General features: G+C 41.9%; 18 protein-coding genes. 1 reads left to right on the top strand and 17 read right to left on the bottom strand.

Features of this window, described 5'->3' with window-relative positions; translation table 11 throughout:
• Positions 1-19: 19 nt before the first annotated feature.
• The 5 genes from J7J00_RS09575 to J7J00_RS09595 all read right to left on the bottom strand — a co-directional run bounded on the left by J7J00_RS09575 (position 20) and on the right by J7J00_RS09595 (position 5,729).
• Positions 20-979 carry an ABC transporter permease gene (locus tag J7J00_RS09575; RefSeq protein WP_094246576.1) on the bottom strand — a complete coding sequence of 320 codons (960 nt, stop codon included), beginning with the start codon at positions 977-979 and terminating at the stop codon, positions 20-22.
• Positions 980-2,023, bottom strand: coding sequence for an ABC transporter permease (locus J7J00_RS09580; RefSeq protein ID WP_144478563.1), 1,044 nt, complete (start codon positions 2,021-2,023; stop codon positions 980-982).
• Positions 2,016-3,551 (bottom strand): ABC transporter ATP-binding protein, encoded by a 1,536-nt coding sequence (locus J7J00_RS09585; protein WP_214790193.1) that lies wholly within the window; start codon positions 3,549-3,551, stop codon positions 2,016-2,018. The genes J7J00_RS09580 and J7J00_RS09585 overlap by 8 nt, the downstream gene beginning before the upstream one ends.
• Before the next feature lie 202 nt (positions 3,552-3,753).
• Positions 3,754-4,842: a BMP family lipoprotein gene (locus tag J7J00_RS09590; RefSeq protein WP_214790195.1), complete on the bottom strand. Its 1,089-nt coding sequence runs from the start codon at positions 4,840-4,842 to the stop codon at positions 3,754-3,756.
• A 161-nt stretch (positions 4,843-5,003) separates the two neighbouring features.
• The gene (locus tag J7J00_RS09595; protein WP_192204071.1) at positions 5,004-5,729 is read right to left on the bottom strand and encodes a GntR family transcriptional regulator; all 726 of its coding nucleotides are present in this window, start codon (positions 5,727-5,729) and stop codon (positions 5,004-5,006) included.
• A 304-nt stretch (positions 5,730-6,033) separates the two neighbouring features.
• On the opposite strand from J7J00_RS09595, the gene J7J00_RS09600 reads away from it, so the two are divergent.
• On the top strand, positions 6,034-6,333 hold the full coding sequence (locus tag J7J00_RS09600) for a DUF6509 family protein (RefSeq protein WP_214790197.1): 300 nt from the start codon (positions 6,034-6,036) through the stop codon (positions 6,331-6,333).
• Positions 6,334-6,364: 31 nt separating this feature from the next.
• Here the strand turns inward: J7J00_RS09600 and J7J00_RS09605 are convergent, their stop codons facing one another.
• The 12 genes from J7J00_RS09605 to J7J00_RS09660 all read right to left on the bottom strand — a co-directional run bounded on the left by J7J00_RS09605 (position 6,365) and on the right by J7J00_RS09660 (position 19,901).
• Entirely contained in the window at positions 6,365-8,695 is a 2,331-nt protein-coding gene (locus J7J00_RS09605; RefSeq protein WP_214790199.1) for a DNA translocase FtsK, read from the bottom strand.
• Between the two features lie 239 nt (positions 8,696-8,934).
• Positions 8,935-9,162 carry a YlzJ-like family protein gene (locus J7J00_RS09610; RefSeq protein WP_098370978.1) on the bottom strand — a complete coding sequence of 76 codons (228 nt, stop codon included), beginning with the start codon at positions 9,160-9,162 and terminating at the stop codon, positions 8,935-8,937.
• Entirely contained in the window at positions 9,159-9,842 is a 684-nt protein-coding gene (locus J7J00_RS09615) for a ClpP family protease (RefSeq protein WP_396020531.1), read from the bottom strand. The genes J7J00_RS09610 and J7J00_RS09615 overlap by 4 nt, the downstream gene beginning before the upstream one ends.
• Positions 9,843-10,033: 191 nt before the next feature.
• The gene (locus tag J7J00_RS09620; protein WP_098370979.1) at positions 10,034-11,704 is read right to left on the bottom strand and encodes a ribonuclease J; all 1,671 of its coding nucleotides are present in this window, start codon (positions 11,702-11,704) and stop codon (positions 10,034-10,036) included.
• A gap of 283 nt (positions 11,705-11,987) precedes the next feature.
• Positions 11,988-12,857 (bottom strand): 4-hydroxy-tetrahydrodipicolinate synthase, encoded by an 870-nt coding sequence (dapA, locus tag J7J00_RS09625; RefSeq protein WP_098370980.1) that lies wholly within the window; start codon positions 12,855-12,857, stop codon positions 11,988-11,990.
• Positions 12,858-12,904: 47 nt separating this feature from the next.
• Positions 12,905-14,131 carry an aspartate kinase gene (gene dapG / locus J7J00_RS09630; RefSeq protein WP_214790201.1) on the bottom strand — a complete coding sequence of 409 codons (1,227 nt, stop codon included), beginning with the start codon at positions 14,129-14,131 and terminating at the stop codon, positions 12,905-12,907.
• A gap of 105 nt (positions 14,132-14,236) precedes the next feature.
• Positions 14,237-15,292 (bottom strand): aspartate-semialdehyde dehydrogenase, encoded by a 1,056-nt coding sequence (gene asd / locus J7J00_RS09635; protein WP_214790203.1) that lies wholly within the window; start codon positions 15,290-15,292, stop codon positions 14,237-14,239.
• A 213-nt stretch (positions 15,293-15,505) separates the two neighbouring features.
• Positions 15,506-16,108, bottom strand: coding sequence for a dipicolinate synthase subunit B (locus J7J00_RS09640; RefSeq protein ID WP_214790205.1), 603 nt, complete (start codon positions 16,106-16,108; stop codon positions 15,506-15,508).
• Positions 16,105-17,007 (bottom strand): dipicolinic acid synthetase subunit A, encoded by a 903-nt coding sequence (gene dpaA, locus J7J00_RS09645; protein ID WP_098370984.1) that lies wholly within the window; start codon positions 17,005-17,007, stop codon positions 16,105-16,107. The genes J7J00_RS09640 and dpaA overlap by 4 nt, the downstream gene beginning before the upstream one ends.
• 227 nt (positions 17,008-17,234) lie before the next feature.
• On the bottom strand, positions 17,235-17,504 hold the full coding sequence (locus J7J00_RS09650; RefSeq protein ID WP_076366447.1) for a YlmC/YmxH family sporulation protein: 270 nt from the start codon (positions 17,502-17,504) through the stop codon (positions 17,235-17,237).
• Positions 17,505-17,666: 162 nt separating this feature from the next.
• Complete coding sequence (locus tag J7J00_RS09655; RefSeq protein WP_214790207.1) at positions 17,667-18,893, bottom strand: M16 family metallopeptidase; 1,227 nt, start codon at positions 18,891-18,893, stop codon at positions 17,667-17,669.
• A 48-nt stretch (positions 18,894-18,941) separates the two neighbouring features.
• Positions 18,942-19,901 (bottom strand): polysaccharide deacetylase family protein, encoded by a 960-nt coding sequence (locus J7J00_RS09660; protein ID WP_076366451.1) that lies wholly within the window; start codon positions 19,899-19,901, stop codon positions 18,942-18,944.
• Positions 19,902-19,911: the final 10 nt, after the last annotated feature.

A 19,911-nucleotide genomic window follows, 5' to 3' on the forward strand; every position in this document is an offset into this window, starting at 1 on the left:
TTGCTGACCGGTTAAATACTTATCTTTTCCCTTTGATGTATGGCTGTCCGGATGCTTTCGGAGCATCTGCACGTCCAATGAAACCAGTTAGTGCAATGATCGTCAGAACATAAGGAGCGATCAAGAGGTAAACAGATGGAATATCCTTGAAGAAGGGAAGGCTCGAGCCAACGATACTTAAACTTTGAGCCAAACCAAAGAATAACGCAGCACCCATTGCCCCGATCGGGTGCCACTTACCAAAAATCATGGCGGCAATGGCCATGAAACCTTGACCATTAATTGTCGCATGATTGAATTCATTCGAAAAGATGGTAGCATAAATCGCTCCGCCGATACCGCCAAAAGCACCTGATAATAAAACGGCGGCATAGCGGATTTTCGTAACATTGACACCCATCGTGTCAGCAGCCATCGGATGCTCACCCACTGCACGGATCCTTAACCCGAATGGTGTTTTATAAAGTACGTACCAAACGACAAAGGATATTAGAATCGCTATATATACGATATAATAACCATTTGCGAAAAAGATGGGTCCTATAAATGGAATATCACTTAGTAACGGAACATCAATCCTTGGGAATGTTTCTGTGATTCTATCAGTTTGACCTTTGTCAAAAATCAGCTTCACCAAAAACATGGTCAGACCTACTGCCAACAAGTTGATAGCGACCCCACTGACCGTTTGGTCCGCCCTGAACGTAATGCATGCCACAGCATGCAGAATGGAAAACAGCAAGCCGGCAATCATTGCCGCCAAGACTGCGAGCCAAGGAGTCCATTCCCCAAATACATCAGCAAACATTAAGTTAAAAACAATCCCTGTAAAGGCACCAATGACCATCAATCCTTCTAAACCGATGTTTATGACGCCTGCCCGTTCAGAAAACACTCCTCCGAGTGAAGTAAAAATAAGTGGAGCAGCTAGAGCAATCATAGATGGAATAATAATTTGTAATACTTGGTAAAAATCCACTTATTTCACCCCTTTCTTAAATCGAGCGGCAATCCAACGTATAAAATAACTGGATGCGACAAAGAAAATGATCAATGCTATGACAATATCTACAATTTCACTTGGTATGCCGGTTTCTAGCGGCATATTTAAGGCACCTGCTTTCAGTCCCCCAAATAATAAGGCTGCCAGCACGACACCAATAGCCGTATTCGCTCCTAGTAAGGCTACTGCAATCCCGTCAAATCCCATACCTGTGAACCCGCCTTTGACTGCGGCATAACCGAAAGTTCCAAGGCCTTCCATCGCACCCGCAAGCCCTGCAAACGCACCTGAAATAACCATGGAAAGTATGATGTTCTTATTTACACTCATCCCTGCATATTCGGACGCGTGCTGATTGAAACCTACCGCTTTCAGTTCAAAGCCGGTTTTTGTCCTTTCAAGAAGGAACCACATGATGATTACGCAAATAATCGCGACCACTATTCCCCAATGCATCCGGGAAAAATCCGTAATGCTTTCGAAAAAAGGAGACCGCAGTGATGCTGTATCAGCAATTCTTTCTGTTTTATCCAGTTTGTCAGTCATTACATTTCTAATTAAATAATTCGTCACATATAAAGCTGTATAATTCAACATGATAGAAACGATTACTTCATGTACGCGGAACTTAGCTTTTAAATAACCAGGTATAAATGCCCACAAGGCTCCAGCAGCTGCACCAGCTAAGATGGCCAACGGCAAATGGATGATCCTTGGAAGATCAAAAGCAATTCCGACCCAAACTGCCGCCAGCCAGCCTACAATTAATTGCCCTTCCACACCGATATTGAATAGGCCCGTACGGAAAGCAAAAGCCACTGCCAAACCAGCAAGGATATAAGGGATGATTGTCCTGACGGATTCACCTACATAATAAGAATCCCCTATAATTCCATTTATCATGGAGCCATAGCCGGCAACTGGGTCATAGCCGCTTACTAACATGATTATTGCCCCAACGACTAAGCCGAGGATAACTGCTATTAACGGACTCGTTAATTTAGATAAATACTTAGACATTTTGTTTTCCACCTGCTTCCGTCCGTTTACTGCCGGCCATAAGAAGGCCAAGCTCCTGTTCAGTCGTTTCCTTCGGATCGACAATTGCGACGATTTCCCCTTCGTATATAACGGCAATTCTATCGCTCACATTCATGATTTCTTCCAATTCAAATGATATGAGAAGTACCGCTTTTTCTGCATCACGTTGTTCAATTAGACGTTTATGGATAAACTCGATCGCTCCGACATCAAGCCCGCGTGTTGGCTGTGCGGCAATCAATAAATCCGGGTTCCTATCAACTTCCCGGCCGATGATCGCTTTTTGCTGATTCCCTCCAGAAAGCGCCCTTGCCGGGGTATATTCACTAGGGGTGCGAACATCGTAACTTTTGATCAATGAACGGGCTTTATCGAAGATTTTCTTTGAGTTCAAGATACCGGCTTTTGAAAAAGGCTTTTGATAGTAGGTTTGCAAGACAATATTTTCCCCAATGCTGTAATCGAGAACCAAACCATGCTTATGTCTGTCTTCTGGAATATGGCCGACACCTGCTTCAGTGATTTTACGCGGCTTAAGATTCCTGATCTCTTTTCCATTTAGCTTTATCGAACCTGCTGTTGTCTTCCTTAGGCCAGCCAATGCTTCAATTAGTTCGGATTGACCATTCCCATCTACACCCGCGATACCGACAATTTCTCCTGCACGGACTGTCAATTCCAAATTCCGAACAGCTGAAACGCCCCGGGAATCCTTGACTTCCAGTTCCCGAACCTCGAGAACTACATCCGAAGGAGTAGCTGCCGTTTTTTCCGTCTTGAATAGAACTTCCCTACCGACCATTAAGCTGGCCAATTCGTCAGGGTTCGTTTCGTTGACATTCACTGTACCGATTCCTTGTCCTTTGCGTATAACCGTTACCCGGTCACAAACCTCCATGATTTCCTTAAGTTTGTGTGTAATTAAAATGATAGATTTACCCTCATTGATAAGGGCTTTCATAATATATATCAATTCCTTGATTTCTTGAGGAGTCAATACAGCCGTCGGTTCATCAAAAATCAATATCTCCGCACCACGGTAAAGCGTTTTAAGAATCTCGACACGCTGCTGCATCCCTATTGAAATATCAGCAATTTTTGCGTAGGGGTCAACACGAAGCTGATATTGTTCTGATAGTTTCCTAACTTCCTCGCTCGCTTCTTTCAAATCGATCTTACCCGCTTTTGAAGGTTCTTTTCCTAAAATGATATTTTCCGTTACTGTAAAAGGGTCAACGAGCATAAAATGCTGATGGACCATCCCAATCCCTAAATCATTGGCAATGTTAGGACTGGTAATCTTGACTGGCTTGCCATTCACACGGATTTCTCCCTGCTCAGGCTGATATAAGCCGAATAAAACATTCATCAAAGTAGATTTACCCGCGCCATTTTCACCTAATAATGCGTGAATCTCCCCTTTTTTAACCTGAAGGGTAACGTTATCATTTGCGACGATGCCGGGGAATTCCTTACGGATATTGAGCATCTCAATTACATATTCCACGTATTATCAACTCCTAAAATGAGTGTAAATATTCTTAAATCATTTAATTGCTGCTACTAACTTATTGATTTTTTAAAAAAACCAAATGAAAAACTACGATTCTATCATAGTTTTTCATTCGATATTTTTCAGTTGCAAAGAGTTATTGGGAAAAGAAAGAATAGAGGGCAATTCTGCTCCCTATTCTTTCTGGCATCACAGCTTATAAACCAAGTTTTTCGAATTCTTCATCCGTACCTGGAACTACGAATTCACCTGATTTAATTTTTTCTGTCCACTCTTCGACCGCTTTTAAAGATTCTTCTGTTACGTTATCTTTTGTATCGGAAATGCCTACACCATTTTCTTCGATACCGTACTCAATTACTTTTCCGCCTGGGAATTTTCCTTCTTTCGCTTTCTCGGAAAGGTCTTTAACTGCTACGTCAACACGTTTTAGCATGGAAGTCAGTGTGATATTGTCGTCAGTTCCCGGAACTGCCCCTAATTTAGCTTGGTCGCTATCTACACCGATAACATAGATTTCTCTCTTAGGATCTTTTTGCTTTTGCTCTACAGCTTCAGTGAATACACCTTTTCCAGTTCCGCCAGCAGCATGATAAATGATATCGATACCAGAGGAATACATGGAGCCTGCAGTGGATTTACCGATGTCTGCTTTATTGAAATCTCCGGCATATTTAACTTCTACTTTCGCATCCGGATTTACAGATAAAACCCCAGCCTTAAAGCCAACTTCGAATTTCTTGATTAATTCAGATTCAACACCGCCGATAAAACCGACCTTGTTTGTTTTCGTTTGCAATCCGGCAATTACACCTACAAGGAATGATCCTTGTTGCTCTTTAAAATTAATGCTGGCTACGTTCTTTTTATCAACAACAGTATCCACGATAGCAAAGTTAGAATCAGGACGTTGGTCAGCCACTTCACCAACTGCTTCAGCTAAAAGAAAACCAATACCATAAATAAGTTTGTAATCTTCACGTACAAGCGTATTCAGGTTTTTAGCGTAGTCAGCATCAGATTTAGATTGCAGGTAGTTAAAGCCATCTTTCCCTTTTTCCAAACCATTGTCCTTACCGAATTCCTGAATACCCTTCCAAGCCGATTGGTTGAACGACTCGTCATCCACGCCGCCAGTATCAGTTACCATCGCAACCGTGAAGTTATCTTTGTTTTTCCCATTTGAAGATTCTTTATCATCATTCTCTGAATTACCACATGCCCCTAGTAGCGTACCGGCTGCAAGAACAAGTGAAAGAGCTAGACCTAATTTGCGCTTTTTCAATTTTTATCCCCCTAATTTACATAGATTTTTGAGCAGGAATGTTCTGAAAAGTCATTTATGTTTGCGTTTTCAATTCTCGTTAATTTTTTTTGCATACGTTTGATTTGACTTTTACGGAATCAAAACAAACGCTTGCATTCACCCGTATGCAGAGTCAAGGCCTACACACGTTTACGAAGAACATGAAAGCTAAACATATTGGCTTTAAAGTAGTTAACAGAATACAGGATAGGCTGGTCCCAATCATCCAGATGCATCTGCTTTAGAACGAGTAGTGCGGCTTCTGGAGAGCATTTAAGGATAGGAGAAACTTTCTCATGATATCCAATAGGCTCAATCTCAGCTACGGCATGCGTAATTTTCCGATGCGCATCTCTTTCCAAAATATCAAAAAGAGATTCATCATTACGGTCAAAATTTTCTGATAGTATAGATTCAGGAATTTTGTCAATACAGTAGACAACTGGCTCCCCATTCGCTGTCCTTACTCGCTCGATGATGACGATGCGTTCATCTGTTGAACAAGAAAACCTGCGTATATCCTCTTCTGTAGGTTCTTGGGCCGTCGAGCTTAAGAAAATCGTACCCGGCTTCATTCCTGCCTCTTCAATCATGTTCGTGACACTTTTTAATTGCTCGATACCTGAAGTGAACCGAGGTTTCGGATTGACGAAAGTCCCAACTCCATGGCGGCGAATGATGATGTTTTCTTCTTCTAAAATTCGCAGCGCTTCTCGAAGTGTCGCCCTACTCACTCCCAATTTTTTTGCAAGATCGAATTCTGAAGGGAATTTTTCATTTTCCTGATAGACTCCTGCTTCAATATCCTGCTTCAGGTAATCAATGACCTGCAAATATAAATGTCGACTATCTGATTTTATTGACATACAGTTTCCCCCAGCTAATTTCTTAAGACATCAGACCTCTGATGTTGAATCATTCCTACTAATCGAAAATAATATAACATTTTTTTTGATATAAATAAATAGTGTTTTACTATTTACTTTAAAAGAATTTAGGAGAAATTACCCTTCCATGTGTCTTTCAATCTAGATATGGCCGAGGAATTTGTACGATTATTCTCCTAAATCAGATAAATTTATTTTGAAAATGCAAAATGAATGCCGCTCTGTTCAAGATGATGTTTTCCTGTATAATAGGATTTATCTTCTTTGAAGGGATGTAAACAAGATGTTAAAGATTACAGAATACACGATCGAAAAATTGAATGATCCATTTGGTATTTTGTCCGGGGAACGTTACGAGTTGTTCTTGGATATTGAAGTGCCTGAAGAGGATGAGCTCTTTTCAGAAAATGGTTTATATATCCGGGTGCTTTTTGCATTGGAAGAACAAATAGGCAAATTGATTAAATATGATATTTTTGAAAAAGGGAACGAAGGCGCACTCGAATTCGATTTAGAAGAAGATGAAGAAGCGATGATTACCGACTTTTGCCTTAAACATTTAGTCGAGGCGATGAATAATTAAAAAACCGGGCTGCAGCCCGGTTTTTTTTCAACTATGATGAATGCGCTTCATCCTGTTCATCTTTAGTAACCAATACATTTCGTGGTTTACTGCCTTCATATGGACCGACAATTCCCCTCGCTTCCATTTCATCAATCAATCTTGCTGCCCGGGTATAGCCAATCCGGAAACGGCGCTGCAGCATGGAAACAGATGCAGTCTGCATTTCTACGATCAAGGACACCGCATCCCCATATAAACTATCTTCGACTTCACCATTTGAAGTTTCTGCAATTTCATCCGGTATCATCTCTTCGTTATATTGTGCTTTTTGCTGTGAAATGACATATGTGACAACTTCCTCGACTTCATTGTCGGATAAAAAGGCCCCTTGAACGCGAACCGGTTTTGAAGCTCCTGCAGGCAGGAAGAGCATGTCACCTCGTCCTAACAGTTTTTCGGCTCCGCCCATGTCGAGGATCGTTCTTGAATCGGTCATTGATGAGACACTAAAAGCAATCCGAGATGGGATGTTCGCTTTAATGACCCCTGTAATTACATCTACGGATGGCCGCTGAGTGGCAATTATCAAGTGGATGCCCGCGGCACGTGCCATTTGTGCAAGCCGTGTGATGGCATCCTCTACATCATTTGAGGCGACCATCATCAAATCTGCCAGCTCATCGACAATGACTACGATATAAGGCAAGAGCGGTTGTTTCGCATCTTCTTCAATGTTATACCGGTTAATATAATCATTGTAGCCTTCAATATTACGGGTACCGGAATGAGAAAATAGCTCGTAGCGCCTTTCCATTTCACTGACCACTTTTTGCAAAGCCTGTGCAGCTTTCTTTGGATTGGTCACTACAGGTGCGAGTAAGTGGGGAATTCCATTATAGACATTCAACTCCACCATTTTTGGATCGATCATCATCATTTTCACTTCATGCGGTTTTGCCCGCATCAGAATACTCGTGATAATCCCGTTGATACAAACGGATTTCCCGCTGCCGGTAGCACCAGCCACTAGTAAATGCGGCATTTTATTAAGCTCCGCCTTAACCGCTTCACCAGAAATATTCCGCCCTAAGCCTATTTGCAGTTTTGCGTCAGGCTTGTCAACTTCTTTGGCCTCTAAAACTTCCCTTAATGACACCATTGCCACTTCGGAGTTAGGCACTTCTATTCCGATAGCCGATTTTCCGGGAATCGGAGCTTCAATCCTAATATCCTTTGCGGCAAGTGCAAGGGCCAAGTCATCGGATAGGCTGACAATTTTACTGACCTTCACCCCTACATCCGGATGGACTTCATATTTGGTTACGGCTGGGCCTAAATGAACTTGAGTGACCCTCGCTTTCACTCCAAAGCTATGAAAGGTGCGCTCAAGTTTTGCCGCATTTTCATGGATCAATTGGTACTCTCCGCTTTGGTCCGTTTTTTTGGGCTGCAATAACAAAGAAAGAGGCGGTAAAAGATATTCTTTATTTTCCACTTCCGTAAAATCCATAGGCGGAACGGCGTCATCCTGTTCCTCTGCACTTTCAGCTGCAGGTTCCGTAACTACGGGAATTATTTCGTTTTCGTCGCTATAGGCTTTATCAGCAAAGCTGGAAATGATCCGTTCGGTCGCCATTTGCTGTGTTTCCTCTTCTTGATGAAGGGGCTGATCCGTTTCCTCCACCGGATCTTTTTCCCGTTTCTTCTTTTTCACGGGATTCTTTTTCTTTTCTTTTTTGTCGTCATTCCATGTTTTCATATCATCTATGAATGCGGACCATTGCTTTTTGAAAAAGCCGCCAAGACCCTTGAAAAACTTCCCGAGGGTTTCACCTAACGTTTTCCCGGTCAATAGGACGGCACCTACAATGATAAAAAGGAATGAAACGATTTTCGATCCAGCTTCGTCGAATAAAAAGTATGAGGCTGCAAATAATATCGCTCCAATCATACCGCCCCCAAGGTCCTTTGTGCTGGCCTTGCCGGTCACTTCCATCCAGAATAGTTCCCATGTATTCGAAATGACGCTTGGCTTCGTAAACGGTCCTCCATCTGCAAGCATGTTAAACAATGTCACATGGCTTAGCAGGAGCATGCTCGCGACAAGAAAATACATCCCGACGAATTGCCTTTTTAACAGGTAAGGGACCTCCCTCTTCATCATCAAATAGAAGCCAGCTGCAATTGCTCCTAACAATAAGAGGATATACCATTCCCCCATGAAGAAGCGGATTAAAAAGACCGTCCCGTTTCCCACTGCTCCAAGCTTGGCAATGGCAATGATGGCCAAGCCTATTAAAGTGAGGCCGATCAATTCAAATTTAAGCGTTAGTTTTAACTTCTCTGTACTATTCTTTTTTCTGCGTTTCTTCTTTGCCATAATATCACCTGATTCTTCATGAAACTATTCTAACTTTCCTATTCAACAACACTACATGATTTCCCTTCTCGAAACAAACGTTCGCTCACTGATTATAACAAATATATATGTACCTGTCCTTGTTATATATACCATTTATTATTAAGACGAACATTTTGCCCATATAATGAATAAAGCAGCCAAGCGGCTGCTGATTTTCATTCCAGTATATCATAATTTACCTCAGTTAGTCGTTTTTACTAATGATTCATCTGTTCGAACACATTTATGACAGCCCCCGGCTGAATGTGTACATTCATATAATCTTCAGGATCCGTGCTTACAATTCGATCAATGCGAAACGTGCGGCCACCGTCATGTTCAACCATTACATGTACACCATTATAGATCATTTCTATTAAATTTGCCGTCTTCTCATGGTGATGGGGGAAAATTATTTCTTCAGGAACGATCGTATAAAGCGTCATTGCAGAAGCCCCTCCTCTTCCCCGGCAATTTTTGGCCTTCTTTCTTCCATGAAGCTATTTAGTTTCCTCATGGCCTGGCCTACTCCTCCTACATCATCGATCATACCGATTTCAACTGCCTCGGCCCCGATTACATTCGTGCCGATATCACGGGTTAAATTTCCCTTAGCAAACATTAATTCCTTAAAACTTTCTTCCGAAACATTGGAGTGCCGCGTAACAAATTTAATGACTCTTTCCTGCATTTTATCTAAGTATTCAAAGGTTTGAGGCACGCCAATGACTAGCCCTGTCAAACGAATGGGATGAATCGTCATAGTTGCTGTTTCTGCTATATAGCTATGGTCACACGAAACCGCAATCGGCACACCGATCGAGTGACCTCCCCCAAGTACAATCGAGACGGATGGCTTTGAAAGGGAAGCCAGCATTTCTGCGATGGCTAGTCCCGCTTCGACATCTCCTCCGACTGTATTTAAAATGACAAGCAGCCCCTCTATATTGGGATTTTGTTCAATTGCCACAATTTGCGGAATAACATGTTCATATTTGGTTGTTTTATTTTGAGGCGGCAGCTGCATATGTCCTTCAATTTGTCCAATGATCGTCAAACAATGGATTTTTGAGTCCTGAGATAGTTGCGGAACATTAGTAGCCCCCAGCTGCTGAATCTTTTCAATTAAAGTTGAATTCTTACCTTCTTGCTTGCCTTCATTTTCATTTGGTAATGGTGCATTATCCACTATGCCAACCCCTTTCTCTTAAGCCTATAGCTTTATTATGTCTCGAGTCTCGGACTTCATTCTTCAAGATATAAGAGGTTTGACACAGAAAAAAGAACCCCTGACTGTTTAAACCAGGGGTTCCTTACTTAATATTCCATGATTATTGGTAAAATCATTGGGCGGCGTTTCGTTTTTTCATAGAAGAATTGGTTTAACGCATCACGCATTTCCTGCTTCAGCGTGGACCAATCAAAAGGTTGGCGCGACCCATTTTTCTTTACGATTTCACTTACTATCTCAGTTGCTTCCCCAATCATTTTTTCAGATTCGCGAACATATACAAAGCCCCTTGAAATGATTTCAGGTCCTGCTGCAATGCTTTTATCCTGACGGTTCAACGTGACCACTACAATTAAAATGCCATCCTGGGATAACAAGCGCCGATCACGAAGAACGATATTACCCACATCTCCAACACCGCTGCCATCTATCAAGATATTTCCTGCAGAGACTTTGCCGGAAAGACCCATTTTATTGCCCTTTAGTTCGATGACATCACCTTTTTCGGCAATTATGATGTTTTCACGTTTAATTCCCGCAGCAACCCCAACTTTTTGATGGGCATATAAATGGCGGTATTCCCCATGTACAGGAATCAAGAATTTAGGATTCATCAAATTGATCATCATTTTAAGTTCTTCCTGGCTGCCATGACCTGTTACGTGCACTTTATATTTATTTGCAGATACCACTTCAGCACCTACCCTGTAAAGCAAATCGACGGTTTTGGATAAAATAAGTTCGCCGCCCTGTAGGGGTGATGCACTGATCAAAACTGTGTCTCCCTTTTTGATCGTTACCTGCTTGTGGGTCTGTTTTGCCATTTTTTGAAGTGCCGCAATGGGCTCCCCCTGATGACCTGTCGATAACACGACGATTTCACGGTCGTCATACTGGCTAATTTCATTAATCGGGATTATCAGCTCTTCTTCGACCTTTAAGTAACCAAGGTTCAAGGCTGTTTCATAAACGCGTTGCAGGCTTTTTCCTACAACTGCCACTTTTCTGCGACTAGCTGCCGCTGCGTTGAAAACATGTTGAATCCGGTTGATGTTCGAAGCGAAGCACGCTACGATGATCCTTCCGGAGGCTGCATGAAAAACCTCTGTAATATCTTTAGCCACAACTGCTTCTGATGTCGTATAACCTGGCCTCTCGGCACCGGTACTATCCGAAAGCAAGCATAGGACACCTTCTTCACCGATACCAGCCATTTTACCGATTTCCGGTTTATATAGATCTGTTGCTGCTTGATCGAATTTGAAATCCCCTGTATAAACGATTGCACCTTCACGAGTGTGGATCACGACTCCGACAGAATCGGGAATACTATGGTTTGTCCGGAAAAAAGACACGGCTGCTTGAGGGAAACTTAAAAGAGAATCAGAATCGATTTCAGTGAATGTTGCCCTGCCGTTAAAGCCATCTTCCTTTAATTTCGTTTTAATTAAAGCTAGTGTAAGCTTTGTTCCATAAACAGGTGCCGGTAAATATTTCAAGACATAAGCAAGCGCTCCCATATGATCTTCATGACCATGGGTAATGAATATCCCCTGCACCCGTTCCTTATTATCCATCAAATAAGAAATATCAGGGATAACCGCATCGATTCCGAGCATTTCGTCTTCTGGCAGCATTAACCCTGCATCAAGAAGATAGATGTCCTCGTTCACCTCAACGACGTACATATTTTTACCAAGTTCCCCTTGTCCTCCAAGAGAAATGACTTTTATTCCATTATTTTTATCTTTACCCAATCGAATATCCTCCTTAAAAATTCCCGTTCATAATTTCCCAATGAATTCATTATAACCGATGTTTAAAAAACATGACAACACTTACCATTTTCAGAGGGACTTTTTCATTTAATTCAAAAAAACAACCTATTATGTAAGAGATCCTTTGTACTTTTATCCAGTTTCGATTGATAATAAAAAAATTCAAATATTTTCATCCCGAAATCGGAAAGGATATCCCATTCATATACATCATTATGTAAAAACAAGCCAATCTTCAACGATCAGCTTGTTCCGTGTCTTTTTATTTATTTAATACCTTGGTTAATGCAAGGCGTTCCTGTTCCGTCAATGGCACGATTGGAAGTCTCACCGAGCCAACGTCAATTCCATTTAACTGAAGCGCTGTTTTAACAGGTGCAGGGCTTGGCGCTGCAAATAAACCTTTTATAAGCGGTAACAGTTCCTGATGCAGCCTGGCTGCCTCTTTCAAATTCCCACTGATGAAGGCCTCCACTATTTTCTGCAACTCATTACCAGCAATATGTGAAGCAACCGAAACTACACCCACACCACCAATCGCCAATACTGGGAGTGTTAAAGCGTCGTCCCCACTATATAACGCAAAATCTTCATCCGTGCCGGCTATGATTTGGGTCATAGCGTTTAAATCCCCGCTCGCTTCCTTAACGGCTACGATATTAGGAATTTTTGAAAGGCGGATGATCGTTTCCGGTTCAATGTTAATTGAAGCGCGCCCAGGGATATTATATACCATAACAGGGAGAGTCGTACTAGCTGCAATAGCCTTAAAATGCTGGTACAGACCTTCTTGATTCGTTTTACTATAATACGGGGCCACCAGCATTATCGCATCGGCGCCATTTTGTTCCGCTTTTTTTGTCAACTCGATGGAAGCATACGTATTGTTGCTTCCTGTACCCATGATGATGGGCACACGTTTTTCAACAACCTTAGAAACATGACGCAATAACGCAATTTTCTCCTCCGAAGATAAAGTCGGGGATTCCCCTGTCGTTCCCGAAAGCACAAGCGAATCGGTTCCATTCGTTAATAAGTAATTAACCAATGAAGTCGTCTTTTGAAAATCGACATTTCCCTTGCCATCGAAAGGGGTGACCATTGCGGTTGATACTCTACCAAATATCATCATCTAACACCTCTTTAATTTTTAAAACCTTTATTCATTAAAAAACCAGATCATTGGACTTCCCTTTCATGCAATTGAAATGCATAGTGCAGGGAATTAACAGCTTCTATTAAATCTTCCTCTTTTACGAGTACCCAAATTGTCGTATGGCTATCCGCTGACTGAAGAATGGCAATTTCCTTTTCGGAAAGCGCTGTGACAATCTTCGCTGCAACGCCTGGCACTCCATTTATACCTGCACCGACTACTGAAACCTTGGCACAATTTCTTTCAATGACCGGTTCATGACCAAGCTCGGCCAAAATCGAGAGGGCAAGTTCTGTCATCTCTTCCGAAACGGTATACACTACGCCGCTTGGATATATATTTATAAAGTCCACTGAAATAGAGGCATTGGCCATTGCTTTGAAAACTTCTGCCTGAAGATTATATTGATCTTTTTTCGCACGGACCTTGATTTGAGTGATCTTTGGTACATGGGCAATCCCGGTCACGAGCCTTTCTCGTATGTCACTGCCCTGGCTTCCCTTGTTCATGCTTGTAACAAGGGTCCCCAAACCTTCGCTGTATGTTGACCTTATCCGAATCGGGACTTTCGCCTGCATTGCAATTTCAACAGCTCTCGGATGAATGACCTTCGCCCCTTGATATGCCATATTGCAAACTTCCGTGTATGAAACGATTGATAATGGACGAGCTTGATCGGCAATACGTGGATCTGCCGTCATGATTCCTTCCACATCCGTAAAAATATCAACCCGTTCAGCTTGCAATGCCGCACCTAATGCAGCGGCTGAAGTATCACTTCCACCACGGCCGATGGTCGTGATGTCCCCGTTTTTAGCCGCTCCCTGGAAGCCTGCTACAACGATTACATCCTTCACCTCAAGCTCTTTCATGAGACGGTCGCATTTCATTTCGATAATTTTCGCACTTGAATAGTCGGTATTCGTCAAGAATCCCGCTTGAGCTCCAGTATAAGCGACCGCATCAATACCATGTTCCAAGAGCATGTTCGTAAATACGACAGATGATATTGTTTCTCCAACTGACATAAGTAAATCCTGTTCCCGTTTTGAAAGGCTGGCCTTCGCTCCATTTACTAGGGAAAGTAAGGTATCCGTTGCATAAGGATCGCCTTTTCTTCCCATTGCTGAAACCACAACCACCACTTTATAGCCTTCTTTAATCGCATTTTCAATATGCCCCTTGGCAAATGAACGGCTTTCCTCATCGCGAACGGATGTACCACCGTACTTCTGGACGATAATTTTCATAATATGCACCCCAAATATAAGCCAGCTTCCCAATCCGGGAAGCTGACAAAAACTCTCTATCCTATTGGAATTTAATTTTCTATCTAGTTCATTAAAAATAAATTATTACTTAACGGTAACCAAACCTAATTTTAAAAGGCTCTCAGCAATTTGAACGGAATTCCAAGCTGCTCCTTTTAATAGATTATCGGAAACCACCCATAAATGGAAGCCTTTATCTTCATCCAAATCTTTGCGAATCCGACCGACGAATACATCATTCTTTCCGACGGATGAAGCAGGCGTAGGGTAAACTTGTTGCTCAGGATCATCTTCTAACACTATTCCAGGTGCCGTTTTCATTAAATCTTTGATATGAGAAGCCGCTATGCCTTCTTTTTCAACTTCAATGTATACAGATTCCGAATGACCTGTTACAACAGGAAGCCTCACGCAAGTTGCAGCCACTGGAAGGTCTTGCATATGCATGATTTTCTTTGTTTCATTAATCATTTTCATCTCTTCGAATGTGTACCCGTTATCTTGGAATTTATCGATTTGGGGAATGACGTTAAATGCGATTTGATAATGCTTTTCGTCCCCTTTTACCGGTAAAATTTTCGGATCTATTTCTTTTTCATCAAGCAAGTCGCGAGCCTGTTCCTTTAATTCATTTATCGCTGCTGCACCTGCACCCGAGACTGCCTGATAGGTGGAAACGACAATTTTTGATAAGCCGTATGTCTTGCGGATAGGTTCTAATGCCACAACCATTTGGATAGTTGAACAATTCGGGTTTGCAATGATCCCATTATGCTGTTTCAAGTCTTCTTCATTTACTTCAGGAACGACTAGCGGCACATTTTCATCCATGCGGAATGCACTCGTATTATCCACTACTATCGCACCGCGTTTCACTGCTTCTGGAGCCAATTCCTTAGACACGCTTCCTCCAGCACTGAATAAAGCGATATCGATGCCTTCAAAGCTTTCAGGTTTTGCTTCCTGCACTTCGATTTCTTCGCCCTTAAATGTAAGTTTGATTCCAGCGGAACGAGCCGATGATAAAAAGATGATTTTCTTAATCGGTAAGTCCCTTTGTTCGAGTGTTGAAATCATTTGTTGTCCTACTGCTCCAGTTGCTCCCACAACTGCAATACGCAATCCCTGTGTCTCAGTCATTTATCCATACTCCTTTTCTATCTCTTAAATTAGTTATTTATTGGATTTACTGCTTCTTGTTCAGAATATCATTTATTTTATCACATTAACATTCCAAAGGGTCGCACTTTAACAAAATATTCTGGTAGTGGAGTGGTTTTTCATAACTTCAACCTACAAATTTATGCATATATGTCAGTCGTTAGAATGCGGAAGGGAGGCAGAAATACTTGCTCAGACTAAATCATCCTTGAACCTTTCGACGATGACAGGTTGAATCTGTTCCCTTTCCAATGCAGCTATGATCGTATCCCTTATCATGCTCATCCTTGCAACCATGGAACTTGGTTTGCCTGTGGGATTATCCTGGCCATATGGAACGAAATAAATATCTTTTGCAGCCATTAGCCTCATTAGATTGACACCATTTAACCCCAGTGCATCATTTGTTGATATGGCGACCACGACTGGACGGTGATTTCTCATCGTCGCTTTTGCAGCCATAAGTACTGGCGAATCGGTAAGAGCATTTGCCATCTTACTCATTGAGTTACCCGTTAAAGGAGCGATCACCATGCAATCAAGTGGCAATTTAGGTCCTAAAGGCTCTGCTTTGACGATTGTATCAACGACATGATTCCCCGTCAATTTTTCTATTCTTTCTACCCAATCCTCGCCCTTTCCAAAACGGGTTTCCGTGTTTTGAACTGTCGATGTTACGATTGGAATGACTTCCGCCCCTTCATCTACAAGTTTTTCTATTTCCGGGAACACTTCATCATATGTGCAATGTGATCCTGTTAATCCGAAACCAATCCGTTTACCTTTGAGAATCATATCATTTTCCCCTTCCTTTTCGTGAACTCGCCTTGTATCAATAGTCCCAGTGCATTCGCTAATATCTGACCAGCTGTTTTCGGGGCAACTATACCCGGCAGGCTTGGTGCCAACAGCGCCTTAATTCCCCTTTTTTCAGCGTAACGAAAATCCGTTCCTCCCGGTTTTGAAGCAAGGTCGATGATTAATGTATGAACGGGCATTTTAGCTATAACTTGTGCGGTAATTATCGGAAAAGGAATCGTATTGATACATATATCAACATTTTTCATTTCAGCAGCAAGATCATTTAAATGAAAAGGGGCTAATGCCATTTCACTGATCCTCGCAATATCCTCGCTTTTTCTTGCCCCCACCTTCACTTTTGCTCCCAGTGCATGGAATGACCGGGCTACACTCATACCGACCCTTCCCAGTCCAAGAACGGCTACATTCGATCCATGGATCGTAAAATCCGTATGTTGAATGGCCATCATGATTGCACCCTCAACGGTGGGAATCGAATTATAAATAGCCACATCATCACGTTCGAACAATAGTACGAGTTTGCGATCCACTCTCTTGAATATCTCATCGAGGTAATCGTTACTGATTCCTGCATAAAAAGTGCAATGTGCCGGGGTCTTTTTTATCATTTCTTCAGTTAAAACAACCTCTTCACTGGAAAAAATCGTTTCTACTTTCCCATCTGAATCCGTGCCCCTGACAGGTAAAATAACGGAGTCTAGTTCCTTGAAATTTATATCTTCCATTTTTTCCTTAACCGCTCCGGTAAAAGCATGGTCAAGCTGTTCAAAACCTACCAATAATAGCTTTGCATCAAGCTCCGTCAGTTTACGGACAACTTCAAGCTGACGCGCATCTCCACCAATTACAGCGATTTGCATGCCTGTGAGCATTAAAACCGTCACCTTCTTTATATAAAAGATCCTAAACATTCCTTGCCCCGTGATACAATCCCTTCAGGAAGCAATTCGGTTTTTGCTACATTCTCTAGTTACCCTGCCATCTTATGTTTTTAGTTAAAAAACGGTGATAAGAAATCAAAAAACGCCTTAGCTATTGCCAGCTAAGGCGTTTTCGGGATTGCATTTCGAGAAATTCCAAGGAGTAGGCGCGAGCGCCATTATCCGTCCATTTGCTCTCCGTCTTTTAGTGAAAGTCCTTCTTGAAAATCAATGATGACCATATCCGCACCGATTTTTTTTATGTGATCCCATGGCACTCTTATTTCACTGCCATTCCTTAAAAGACCAAACCATTTAACAGATGGGATGATCAACGAGGTAATTTGTCCAGTTTCATCTATTTCCAAATCCGTCTGACCAAGGATTCCTAATCTTTCTGCCCTATTCACATCGACTATTTCCTTACCGCTCAGTTCGCTTAACCTCAAATTTGGTTCCCCCTTTTTCGCCTTCTATTCAATCTATATCCGAAAAAGGTAAACTTAGAAGGCATTTATCCAAATATTGTCCAAAACACTGGACCCTCCCACATTCAAAGAAAAAAAGCCTGACCTCCCTTTAATAAAAGGAAGGTTCAGACTTAGTCGTTATTATTTGTCCCAGTTTTCCAGCGGACTCACTAATGACAAGGAATGTTTCGTAAAGATCTGATTTGCCAATTCATTGACGGTATCCTCTGTCACTTCGTCAATCTTGATGATTATATCATCAAGGGAACGGTGCTCACCCAACATTAGCTCATTTTTTCCGTTCCGGCTCATGCGGCTATTCGTGCTTTCAAGGCTGAGCATCAAACCTCCTTTAAGTTGCTCTTTACTATTCCGTAATTCCTTTTCCGTAATGCCATCCCTTTTTAAAGTATCCAATGTTTCCTGAATGGTTTCATACAGGCTGTCAAGCTGGTTTGTGCCTGTCCCCCCATATACTGTCACCATACCGCTATCTTGATAGCTGGAATGATAGGAATAAACGGAATAGGCCAGGCCGCGTTGCTCCCTGACGTCCTGGAATAGGCGGCTACTCATGCTCCCTCCAAGAATATTATTTAAGGTAATCAGGCTGTATGTTTTATCATTGCCGATTTCCAACCCATTGTAACCAAGACATAAGTGGGCTTGTTCTGTATCTTTTTTACGGGTAATCCTATTTTCATGGAAGGAAGGTTTGACCAATTCAAGACGGTCTTCCCCTCCTTGATACGAGCCAAAGTAGTTTTCGACTTCCTGAATCAATTTTTCATCCACATTCCCAGCAATGGACACTACTACTTTATCGGGTGTATACATGTCATGGACGTATTTTTTTAATGTATCACTATTGAAGGTTTCAAGCGTATTTTCCGTCCCAAGTATAGGATAGCCAAGGGGGTGGTTTTCATATACCGCCTTGCTTAATAGGTCATGGACGATGTCATCGGGTGTGTCTTCGTACATTTTGATTTCTTCGTAGACGACATTTTTTTCTTTTTTCAATTCTTCCCCATCAAATGTTGAGTTGAAGAACATATCAGCAAGGATTTCCAGCGCATAGCTTGCATGGTTATCCATTACTTTAGCATAGTAGCATGTATATTCTTTTGAAGTGAATGCATTCACCTGTCCGCCAATACTATCGAACGACTCGGCAATTTCACGCGCATTTCTCGTGGTTGTCCCTTTGAAGAACATATGCTCCAGGAAATGTGAAACCCCATTCAATTCTGGTGTTTCATTTCTTGAACCTGTTTTGATCCATACTCCAATTGCTGCTGAGCGTACAGTTGGAATATTTTCCAATACAATTCTAACTCCATTTTGACACGTGTATTTCTTAATCAACTAACATTCCTCCCAATCATTCTATGCTGCTATCGTTACCAATGTTTTTTATGGATTCGATCGCTCTTCATCTACTGCTTCCGAAACGGTAACAACATCTAAATCTTTCTTTTTTATTTCAATTATTAACGTCTCCAATGATTTTGCAGTAGATTCCGTCGGATGCATCAATATAAATGCTCCAGGGTGTATCTTAGAAAGCACTCTTTGTTGAAGGACTTCAGGGCTTGGCTTTTGCCAGTCGATCGTATCCACACTCCACATGGCGGTCTCCATACCGAAAGAATCCGCGATTTTCACCGTTTCATCCCGGTAGCTTCCACTTGGTGGTGCGAACCATTTCATTTTCAAACCTGTCACCGCTTCAATGACTTCATTCGTTTTTCGAATTTCCTCACGTGTAGCTTGTGCGGATATGTTTTTCATATCGGGATGTGAATAAGAATGATTTCCAATTTCATGCCCGCCGCCCTTAATCATCTTGGCCAAATCAGGATTTTTCTTGGTCCAATTCCCTTCAAGGAAAAAAGTGGCCTTGACATTATTCTTTTTTAACACGGCTAACATATCTTGTAAATATTCATTCCCCCAGGCCACATTGATTAAAAATGAAACAACTGGCTTTTCGGGGTGGGCCCGGTAAATCGGAGCCGGATCCAGATCCTCCATATGAATCTTTGCAGGGACCTGCTGAAATACCAGCTTATCCTTATCGAACACGCCCTCCTTCTTCATGGCTTTATACGATTCATCAATATTTACCTTCAGGCCGTTATATGCAGGAACGGTTTTCCAAACAGAATCTATTCGTGCATCCTGTGGTGCAATCTCATATTTTTTTGTTGATTCTTTTATTTGTAAAAGAAGCTCGTCTTCTTGCTTCATTGAAGCAACTGAATCATTGGTTAATTGGGTCAAATAAACTTGTGTATATGGATTTTGCACTAATAACCATGATATACCTGCAATGGCACTTATCGCAACTATCTGCTTCCATTTATTATTCATTTTTTACGCC

The organism is Bacillus sp. ISL-4, assembly GCF_018613275.1.
Classification (GTDB): Bacteria; Bacillota; Bacilli; order Bacillales; family DSM-1321; genus Peribacillus; species Peribacillus simplex_E.

Coding starts and splice junctions, on each gene's coding strand:
- J7J00_RS09580 (WP_144478563.1), bottom strand. CDS start 2,023: ATGTCTAAGTATTTATCTAAATTAACGAGTCCGTTAATAGCAGTTATC.
- J7J00_RS09595 (WP_192204071.1), bottom strand. CDS start 5,729: ATGTCAATAAAATCAGATAGTCGACATTTATATTTGCAGGTCATTGAT.
- J7J00_RS09600 (WP_214790197.1), top strand. CDS start 6,034: ATGTTAAAGATTACAGAATACACGATCGAAAAATTGAATGATCCATTT.
- J7J00_RS09605 (WP_214790199.1), bottom strand. CDS start 8,695: ATGGCAAAGAAGAAACGCAGAAAAAAGAATAGTACAGAGAAGTTAAAA.
- J7J00_RS09610 (WP_098370978.1), bottom strand. CDS start 9,162: ATGACGCTTTATACGATCGTTCCTGAAGAAATAATTTTCCCCCATCAC.
- dapA (WP_098370980.1), bottom strand. CDS start 12,857: ATGATGATATTTGGTAGAGTATCAACCGCAATGGTCACCCCTTTCGAT.
- dapG (WP_214790201.1), bottom strand. CDS start 14,131: ATGAAAATTATCGTCCAGAAGTACGGTGGTACATCCGTTCGCGATGAG.
- asd (WP_214790203.1), bottom strand. CDS start 15,292: ATGACTGAGACACAGGGATTGCGTATTGCAGTTGTGGGAGCAACTGGA.
- J7J00_RS09640 (WP_214790205.1), bottom strand. CDS start 16,108: ATGATTCTCAAAGGTAAACGGATTGGTTTCGGATTAACAGGATCACAT.
- dpaA (WP_098370984.1), bottom strand. CDS start 17,007: ATGCTCACAGGCATGCAAATCGCTGTAATTGGTGGAGATGCGCGTCAG.
- J7J00_RS09660 (WP_076366451.1), bottom strand. CDS start 19,901: ATGAATAATAAATGGAAGCAGATAGTTGCGATAAGTGCCATTGCAGGT.